This window comes from Curtobacterium sp. A7_M15 (genome assembly GCF_030705415.1).
GTDB lineage: Bacteria > Actinomycetota > Actinomycetes > Actinomycetales > Microbacteriaceae > Curtobacterium.
This window is the reverse complement of sequence record NZ_JAUZED010000148.1, coordinates 1-7010: the sequence shown is the minus strand read 5'-3', so window position 1 is coordinate 7010 and position 7010 is coordinate 1. Positions and strand designations below refer to the sequence as shown.

Sequence of the window (7010 nt, the reverse complement as noted above, 5' to 3'; positions counted from 1 at the left end):
AGGGTGGCGGCGGTCGTGGCGGCCCCGGCGGTCGTCCGGGCGGTGCCGGTGGTGCCGGTGGCGGCTTCCCGCGTCCGGCCTTCAGCGGCCCGCGCCCGGGTGGCGGCGGCGGTCGCGGTCGTGGCCCCGGCGGTGGTACCGCTGGTGCGTTCGGTCGCGGTGGCGGCAAGAGCCGTGCCCGCAAGTCGAAGCGGACGAAGCGCGCCGAGTACGAGATGCGGCAGGCGCCGTCGCTCGGCGGTGTGCAGGTCCCTCGCGGTGACGGCAACACGGTCGTCCGTCTGCGTCGCGGTGCGAGCATCTCGGACTTCGCGGACAAGATCGACGCGAGCCCCGGCAACCTGGTGACGGTGCTGTTCCACCTCGGTGAGATGGCCACCGCGACCGAGTCGCTGGACGAGGCCACGTTCGAGGTCCTGGGCGAGGAACTGGGCTACAAGATCCAGATCGTCTCGCCCGAGGACGAGGACAAGGAGCTCCTCGAGGGCTTCGACATCGACCTCGAGGCGGAGCTGGACGACGAGGACGACTCGGTGCTGCAGCAGCGGCCCCCGGTGGTCACCGTCATGGGTCACGTCGACCACGGCAAGACCCGCCTGCTCGACGCCATCCGGAACTCGAAGGTCGTCGAGGGCGAAGCCGGCGGCATCACCCAGCACATCGGTGCGTACCAGATCGTCACCGAGCACGAGGGCGTCGAGCGCCCGATCACGTTCATCGACACCCCGGGTCACGAGGCCTTCACGGCCATGCGTGCCCGTGGTGCCCAGGTGACGGACATCGCGATCCTCGTGGTCGCGGCGGACGACGGCATCATGCCCCAGACGATCGAGGCACTGAACCACGCGCAGTCGGCCGGTGTGCCGATCGTGGTCGCGGTGAACAAGATCGACAAGGAAGGCGCGAACCCCGCCAAGGTCCGCCAGCAGCTCACCGAGTACAACCTGGTGGCCGAGGAGTACGGCGGCGACGTCATGTTCGTCGACGTGTCGGCCCGTCAGAACATCGGCATCCAGGACCTCCTGGACGCGGTGCTGCTCACGGCCGACGCCGGTCTCGACCTGCGTGCCAACCCCGACAAGGACGCCCGCGGGGTGGCGATCGAAGCCCGCCTCGACAAGGGCCGTGGTTCGGTTGCGACCGTGCTCATCCAGTCCGGCACGCTCCACGTCGGCGACGCCATCGTGGCGGGTACGGCCTACGGCCGCGTCCGTGCGATGACCGACGAGAACGGCGTGGCGGTCAAGGCCGCGACGCCGAGCCGTCCGGTCCAGGTGCAGGGTCTGTCCTCGGTGCCCCGCGCCGGTGACACGTTCCTCGTCACCGAAGAGGACCGCACGGCACGTCAGATCGCTGAGAAGCGTGAAGCCGCCGAGCGCAACGCCCAGCTGGCCAAGGCCCGCAAGCGCATCTCGCTCGAGGACTTCACCCGTGCACTCGAAGAGGGCAAGGTCGACTCGCTCAACCTCATCATCAAGGGTGACGTCTCCGGTGCCGTCGAGGCACTCGAGCAGTCGCTCCTGGACATCGAGGTCGACGACAGCGTGCAGCTCCGGATCCTGCACCGCGGCGTCGGTGCGATCACGGAGTCGGACATCGACCTGGCCACGATCGACAACGCGATCGTCGTCGGCTTCAACGTCCGCCCGGACGTCAAGGCCCGCGAGCGTGCGGCGCGCGAAGGCATCGACGTGCGCTTCTACTCGGTCATCTACAACGCACTCGAGGACATCGAGCAGTCCCTCAAGGGCATGCTCAAGCCCGAGTACGAAGAGGTCCAGTCGGGTGTCGCCGAGATCCGCGAGGTGTTCCGTTCCTCGAAGTTCGGCAACATCGCGGGTGTCATCGTCCGCTCCGGCACGATCACGCGCAACGCCAAGGCGCGCGTCATCCGCGAAGGCGTGGTGCTCGCCGATGGTCTGGCCATCGAGTCGCTGCGTCGCTTCAAGGACGACGTGACCGAGGTCCGCACGGACTTCGAAGCGGGTATCGGTCTGGGCAAGTTCAACGACATCCAGGTCGGCGACGAGATCGAGACCACCGAGCTCGTCGAGAAGCCGCGCGACTGATCGCGTGACTACCCTGGGCCCCGGCTTCCTTCACGGGAGGTCGGGGCCCTGTCCCGTTCCAGAGCAAGACATCTCCCCAGGAGGCACCCATGGCCGATCCGCAGCGCGCACGCAAGATGGCGGACCGCATCAAGGAAGTCGTCGCACGCCGACTCGACAAGGGCCTGCGCGACCCGCGGCTCGGGTTCGTGACGATCACCGACGTCCGCGTGACCGGTGACCTGCAGCACGCGTCGGTCTTCTACACCGTGTACGGCACCGACGAGGAGCGTGCCGACTCCGCCGCGGCACTCAAGGCCGCGACCGGGATGCTCCGGTCCGAGGTCGGCAAGAACATCACCGCGCGGCTGACCCCGTCGCTCGAGTTCATCGCCGACGCCCTGCCGGAGACCTCGGCGCACATGGAGGACCTGCTCGCCCAGGCCCAGGTGCGTGACGCGCAGGTGCGTGCGGCCTCGGCCGGTGCGCAGTACGCCGGCGACGCCGACCCGTACAAGCACGACGACGAGGACGAGGCCGAGTCCAGCGACTCGCGCGCGTGACCCGACAGGGTCAGGCGTCGGGCAACCGGTAGCCGCTCGCGTCGTCCCCGACGGCCAGTCCGTCGCGCAGGAGCGACGCGAGCGCCCGGTCCCGCTGCTCGGCGTCGGGCCACACCAGTGCGATCTCGTCGCGCGTGATCGGCACGTCGCTCGCGCGGAGCTCCGCCATGATGAGCCCGCGCACCTGCCGGTCACTGCCGGCGAACTTCGCCTGCTTCGGCGCGCGCGGGCCGTCGTGCTCCGGGTAGCCGGCAGCCCGCCAGGCGCACCGATCGGCGATCGGGCAGGCGTCACACGCGGGGGAGCGGGCGATGCAGACGAGCGCGCCGAGTTCCATCACCGCGGCGTTCGTCGCCGCGGCGTCGTCGCGGTCGTCCGGCAGGACCGACTCCATCAGCGGGAGGTCCTGCTTCGCCTTCGCCGGGCCGGGCTCGCCCTGGCCGAGCAGCGCCCGGGCGAGGACCCGCCGGACGTTCACGTCGACGACGGGGTGGCGGTCGCCGTACGCGAAGACCGCGACCGCCCGCGCGGTGTAGTCGCCGATCCCCGGGAGCGCGAGGAGCTCGTCCACGTCGCGCGGGACCACGTTGCCGTGCTGCTCGGCGATGGCCGTCGCGGCCGCGTGCAGCGCGAGCGCCCGTCTCGGGTAGCCGAGGCGGTCCCACGCACGCACCGCGTCCGCCGGCGGCGAGGCCGCGAGGTCCGCAGGCGTCGGCCACCGGGTGAGCCACGCCTCCAGGCGGGGGACCACACGCGCGACCTGGGTCTGCTGCAGCATGATCTCGCTCACCAGCGTGCCCCACGCGGGGAAGCCGGGGCGGCGCCACGGCAGGTCACGCGCCTCGGCGCGGTACCACGCGACGAGCGGGGTCGCGATGTCGGGTCGCGCAGGCGGGTTGTCCACAATCTGCCGGGAGGCACGACTCGCGTTCACCACGACAGCCTACGGTGGGTGCATGGCACGTTGGGCACCCCAGGAGACCGACACCATGGCCGCGATCGCGGCCGAGGTGATCGCACAGGTCGGCACGAACCGGACGGTCGTCGGCATCGACGGACAGGACGGCGTCGACCTCGAACGCGTCGCCGCCGGCCTCGTCGCCGGCTTCGAGCAGCACGGCGTCTCCGCCCTGTCTGCCGCGGCACCCTCGACGGACGTCGACGCGCTGCGTGCCGACCTCGTCGCGCCGTTCCGTTCGACGGGCGAAGGGCCCGGTGTGCTGGTCGTGCACGGACACGGCGTCCTCGCACACGGCGCCCGAGCGCTCTGGCGCTGGTCGCTGTGGGTCGAGCAGGAGTCCGGGCGCCTCGAGCGCCGCGCCGACGTGAAGATCGCGGCGTCGGCGGTCCTCGACGTCACCGACCCCGAACACCCGCGTCGTGAGTGGAACGACGCCTGCTGATCCGCCGGAGCGCTGGTAATCTCCTCTGGTGCTCGAAACCGCGCCCGACGGCATCCTCCTCGTCGACAAGCCGCAGGGGATCTCCAGCCACCGGGTCGTCTCGATCGCCCGACGCCGGCTGGGTCTGAAGAAGGTCGGCCACGCGGGCACCCTCGACCCGATGGCCACGGGACTGCTCCTGCTCGGGATCGGACCGTCCACGCGACTCCTGACGCACCTCGTCGGACTCGGCAAGACCTACACGGCCACGATCCGCCTCGGGGTGTCGACCGACTCCGACGATGCCGACGGCGCCCCGATCGCCGCCCTCGGCACCGCCTCGGCCGACGTGTCCGAGGCCGCGGTCGAGCGCGCCGTCGCGGAACAGCGCGGGCAGATCTCCCAGGTCCCCTCGACCGTCAGCGCCATCAAGGTCGACGGCCGCCGCGCCTACGACCTCGCACGCAAGGGCGAAGCCGTCGTCCTCGCGTCCCGGACCGTGACCGTGTCGCGCTTCGACGTGACGGGCCGGGGCGACCGCGTGGTGTCCGTGGACGGTGCCGACGTCCCCGTGGTCGACCTGGACGTGGTCGTCACATGCTCGTCCGGCACCTACGTCCGCGCGCTTGCCCGTGACGTCGGCGCCGCACTCGGCACCGGAGCCCACCTCACGGCGCTCCGACGCACCGAGGTCGGGCCCTTCAGTGTCGAGGACGCGATCGACCTCGAGGACGAGTCCGTCGACGTCCGCGCCGCGCTCGCCCGACCGGTGGACGTCGCCCGTACGCTCTTCCCGTCCGTCCCGCTCGACCCGGCCGCCGCGAAGGACCTCGCCGACGGCAAGCGTGTGGCGGCGGACCACCCGGACACCGACGGGCCGGTCGCGGCCGTCGCGACCGAGAGCGACCGACTCGTCGGGCTCGTCTCGGTGCGACGCGGCCTGCTCCGGGTGATCACGAACTTCCCGACCGCGACGGGAGCCGGCGCGTGATCGAGTGGTTCATGTGGGTGCAGCTCGTGCTCGCCGTGCTCGCCGGGCTCTTCGCGGTCGTCGTGGGGTTCATCGGCTGGAAGCCGAACGACTACACCGTCGGGTCGCTCGCGCTCATCGAGGTCCTGCTCCTCGCGCAGGGCGTGATCTCGCTCGTCCTGCCGGCGACGGGCAGCCCGCCGGTCGGCAACGCGCTCGAGTTCGGCGTGTACGCGGTGTCGGTGCTCCTCGTCCCGCCGGCGACCATCGTCTGGGCGCTGATCGACCGCACGAAGTGGAGCACGGTCGTCCTCGGCGCCGGCGCGTTCACGGTCGCGGTCATGGTCTACCGGATGTACCAGATCTGGTTCGCCCTGAACTGACCCGCTCGCACGGCCCGCTCGCACTGCCTGCGGCCGCCTGTTCGTCGTCGTGCGTCATCCGTGTCGTCCGCCGTCGGTAGAATCGGTGCAATGGCGACCAGATCCTCCCTCGCGACCGGCATCGGCCGCGTCCTCATCGCCGTCTACGGCATCCTCGCGCTGGCCGCGACGGGGCGCAGTGTCGTGCAGATCATCGAGAAGTTCTCGTTCGCACCGTTCGCGTACACGCTCAGCGCCGTGGCCGCGGTCGTGTACATCGTCGCGATGATCGCCCTGATCGTGCCGGGCCGGACCTGGTACCGCGTCGCCTGCGTCACGATCGTCTTCGAGATGACCGGCGTGCTCGTGATCGGCACCCTGTCGCTCCTCGACCGGCAGCTGTTCCCCGACGACACCATCTGGTCGTACTACGGCATGGGCTACGCCTTCGCGCCGCTGGTGCTGCCGGTGGCCGGACTCTGGTGGCTCCGCAAGCACCACCGGACCGCCACCGCGACCGAGACGACCCCGTCCGCCGTACCGGCCGGCGAGTAGGGACCGACGTGCAGTACTACGACGACACCGCCGACGTGGCGCAGGGGTTCGGACCGAGCGCGGTCACCATCGGGAAGTTCGACGGCGTGCACGTCGGACACCGTGCGGTCATCGCGCACCTCGAACGTGCCGCGCGGGAGCAGGGCCTGGTGTCCACGGTCGTCACGTTCGACCGCCACCCGCTCGACGTCATCGACCCGGGCAAGGTCCCGCCCGCCCTGACGAGCATCGCGCAGCGCCGCGAGCTCCTCGACGACGTCGGCGTCGACGCGACCCTGCTGCTCCGGTTCGACCAGGAGCTCCAGTCGAAGTCGCCCGAGGCCTTCGTGTCCGAGATCCTCGTCGACACCCTGCACGCGAAGCTCGTCTTCGTGGGCAGTGACTTCCGGTTCGGGGCGAAGGGCGCCGGCGACGTCGCGCTCCTCCGCGTGCTGGGGGAGCAGCACGGGTTCAGCGTCGAGCTCATCGACGACGTGGACCTGGTCGACGACGTCCGACCGGACGGCGAGCGACGCGTGTCGTCGACGTGGATCCGCGAACTCCTCGGGGTCGGCCGCGTCGCCGAGGCCGCACGGCTGCTCGGCCGTGAACACGCCGTCCGCAGCGTCGTCGTGCACGGGAACGAACGCGGTCGGGCGATGGGCTACCCGACGGCGAACCTCGACCCGGCGTCCGAGGGGTTCGTCCCCGCCGACGGCGTGTACGCCGCGCGGGTGCTGCACGACGGCACGGTGTACCCGGCGGCGGTCTCCGTCGGCAACAACCCGACGTTCGAGGGCGTGCCGGCGAAGCAGATCGAGGCGCACCTGCTCGACGTGGACATCGACCTCTACGGCGACACGATCTCGGTGCTGTTCGTCTCGTACGTGCGGGGCATGGTGAAGTTCGACTCGATGGACGAGCTCGCCGAGCAGATGCGGCAGGACGACCGCGACATCCGGACACTCCTGGGCCTCCCCGCCGTCGTCTGACGCCTTGTCGCAGTGTGACCCCTTGTCGCAGTGCGCGAGGCTCCGGCCTCGGTGCGAGGGCATCCGCGTCCCACGGCGCGTGGAACCTCGCACACTGCGGACGCCGGCGGTGCTCGCGCCGGCCCGGACGACGAAGCCCCCGCGACCGATCGGTCGCGG

At 71.0% G+C, this 7010-nt stretch carries 8 protein-coding genes; 7 read left to right on the top strand and 1 reads right to left on the bottom strand.

The window, feature by feature from the left end; translation table 11 throughout:
• Together infB and rbfA are read left to right on the top strand one after the other, a co-directional pair.
• Positions 1 to 2069, top strand: a 2069-nt coding sequence (gene infB, locus Q7F20_RS17140; protein ID WP_305741273.1) for a translation initiation factor IF-2, incomplete at its 5' end; no start/stop codon positions are given.
• Between the two features lie 89 nt (positions 2070 to 2158).
• Positions 2159 to 2611: a 30S ribosome-binding factor RbfA gene (gene rbfA, locus Q7F20_RS17135; protein WP_305741272.1), complete on the top strand. Its 453-nt coding sequence runs from the start codon at positions 2159 to 2161 to the stop codon at positions 2609 to 2611.
• A 10-nt stretch (positions 2612 to 2621) separates the two neighbouring features.
• Here the strand turns inward: rbfA and Q7F20_RS17130 are convergent, their stop codons facing one another.
• Positions 2622 to 3545, bottom strand: a complete 924-nt coding sequence (locus Q7F20_RS17130; protein ID WP_370871726.1) for an A/G-specific adenine glycosylase — start codon at positions 3543 to 3545, stop codon at positions 2622 to 2624.
• 22 nt (positions 3546 to 3567) lie between these two features.
• On the opposite strand from Q7F20_RS17130, the gene Q7F20_RS17125 reads away from it, so the two are divergent.
• The 5 genes from Q7F20_RS17125 (at position 3568) to Q7F20_RS17105 (ending at position 6851) form a co-directional block, all read left to right on the top strand.
• A complete protein-coding gene (locus Q7F20_RS17125) occupies positions 3568 to 4014 on the top strand; it encodes a hypothetical protein (protein ID WP_305741271.1) in 447 nt (148 codons plus the stop codon).
• A 28-nt stretch (positions 4015 to 4042) separates the two neighbouring features.
• Positions 4043 to 4984 carry a tRNA pseudouridine(55) synthase TruB gene (truB, locus tag Q7F20_RS17120; protein WP_305741270.1) on the top strand — a complete coding sequence of 314 codons (942 nt, stop codon included), beginning with the start codon at positions 4043 to 4045 and terminating at the stop codon, positions 4982 to 4984.
• Positions 4981 to 5346, top strand: a complete 366-nt coding sequence (locus tag Q7F20_RS17115) for a hypothetical protein (RefSeq protein WP_305741269.1) — start codon at positions 4981 to 4983, stop codon at positions 5344 to 5346. Before truB ends, Q7F20_RS17115 begins: the two co-directional genes overlap by 4 nt.
• 90 nt (positions 5347 to 5436) lie before the next feature.
• Positions 5437 to 5880, top strand: coding sequence for a hypothetical protein (locus Q7F20_RS17110; protein ID WP_305741268.1), 444 nt, complete (start codon positions 5437 to 5439; stop codon positions 5878 to 5880).
• An 8-nt stretch (positions 5881 to 5888) separates the two neighbouring features.
• The gene (locus tag Q7F20_RS17105; protein WP_305741267.1) at positions 5889 to 6851 is read left to right on the top strand and encodes a bifunctional riboflavin kinase/FAD synthetase; all 963 of its coding nucleotides are present in this window, start codon (positions 5889 to 5891) and stop codon (positions 6849 to 6851) included.
• Positions 6852 to 7010 lie beyond the last annotated feature (159 nt).

Bases quoted from the DNA above. Each gene is read 5' to 3' on its own strand.
- Q7F20_RS17110 (WP_305741268.1), top strand. From the start codon at position 5,437: ATGGCGACCAGATCCTCCCTCGCGACCGGCATCGGCCGCGTCCTCATC.
- rbfA (WP_305741272.1), top strand. From the start codon at position 2,159: ATGGCCGATCCGCAGCGCGCACGCAAGATGGCGGACCGCATCAAGGAA.
- Q7F20_RS17125 (WP_305741271.1), top strand. From the start codon at position 3,568: ATGGCACGTTGGGCACCCCAGGAGACCGACACCATGGCCGCGATCGCG.